Annotated in this window: 1 protein-coding gene and 1 pseudogene; both read right to left on the minus strand. The window is 38.7% G+C overall.

Going from position 1 to position 1456, the window contains the following annotated elements:
- Positions 1–14: 14 nt before the first annotated feature.
- The gene (locus RRG12_RS44135; RefSeq protein WP_420760754.1) at positions 15–1013 is read right to left on the minus strand and encodes a DUF1350 family protein; all 999 of its coding nucleotides are present in this window, start codon (positions 1011–1013) and stop codon (positions 15–17) included.
- A gap of 142 nt (positions 1014–1155) precedes the next feature.
- Positions 1156–1456, minus strand: a pseudogene (locus tag RRG12_RS44140) (tRNA-dihydrouridine synthase family protein); the annotation flags it as partial.

Below are 1456 nucleotides of genomic sequence, written 5' to 3' on the forward strand. Positions count from 1 at the left end.
ATGCCCCATGCCCATTATGTTGATTTTTCTTTCAGTTTCTCAAGCAACTGAATAACACTATGCTCAAATCCTCTATTTCGCTCTTGAACTGATTCAATCAAGGGTTTATTAAAAAGATTAATGACATAGTTACCTAATTGAATACCTAGAGGTCTTAAATGTCCACCTGCAAAACTTTTCCGAAAATCTTGAGGCGGCTTTTGCAAAATATTAGTAAACCATTCACAGGTTGATTTAGCAATATTGTCTGACTTGAAACAGACTAAACCCATGATGTTAAATAGCCCACTATCCTTGATTAAATTCTGGGTTTCTTCAACAGTTGGTTTCACACCCCAACCCAAATTATCGATGATATCCGCTAAAAATTGAGGACGAATTGCACTCCCTGTGTCAGCAATAGCAGGTGCTAATAGGATAGAAACCTGCCCTCTAATGAAGACACTGTTAAATTTGATATCCTTATGCACATAACTATAAATTAATTTTTTAACTTCAGCAGTTTTTCGCGTTAGTTCCTCAAAGAGAATGTTAATGTCTGCAACGACACTTTTTATCTGTGACTCATCGGAAGTATGAGACAGCAGATTACGAATAAACTGTTCTCTATCTTGAGGCTTTGGAGGTAGAGCAGTAAATCCTTCTAACAAAGAGATATATTTGCAACCAAGGCTATGTCCAATCCAAGAAAAGTTCTTATCATCTAGATAGGCTTCATAATCATATCCTGCAACACTTGCCATTTTCACAAGCTCTGGCAGAATTTCATACTGCTCTCTCATGAGAAAACCAGCTTCTACATAATGATTAAAAGTAAAATTAAAAGGCAGAAGGATAATTGTATATCCCTGCTCGAATAAACATTGAAGCAGATAGCGATAAAAAAGCATGGGGCCAAAAGTACCAAAGAAAGCCCCTGCAATAAATTGAATTACTCCTTTAGGCTGTGGATGTAGAGCAACCCAACTGTGAGAAACAGGTTTAAATCTCAGTTTCAAATTTGTATTTACCATGACTTAGCAATGAGTACATCTCATTTTGGTAGGTGTATACTTAATCTCCAAACTGAAATTGCTGCTTTTCGGATTCTTTATTCATATATCCCCATCCTCTCTAACCATTTTCTTATACAAGTAATTTAAAAAGTCCTCTTAGTTACACGCTCAAGGAGGGTGCTAGGGCTAAAGTTTTCGTAAGATCAGTAAGGAGAAAGCGATCGCAGAGGTTAAACATTTCTACCTCGGTCTGGGTCTGTCGCATCAGCCGGAGGAAATGACCCTCAGTGTCAACACTCAGGGCAATGTAGTTGAGGAACATTTTAAGGTAGCCTACGCGCGATCGCACTGGCATCGTTGCAGCTGTGGGAGTTTGCCATAAACGATCGATATAGTTGCGTACCTCTACTAAAGGAACTGGCGTGATCGTCTCGAAGCGCAAAGCCTGCCGAATTTGATTA

The sequence above is a fragment of the Nostoc sp. CALU 546 genome (genome assembly GCF_048836525.1).

Bases quoted from the DNA above. Each gene is read 5' to 3' on its own strand.
- RRG12_RS44135 (WP_420760754.1), bottom strand. From the start codon at position 1,013: ATGGTAAATACAAATTTGAAACTGAGATTTAAACCTGTTTCTCACAGT.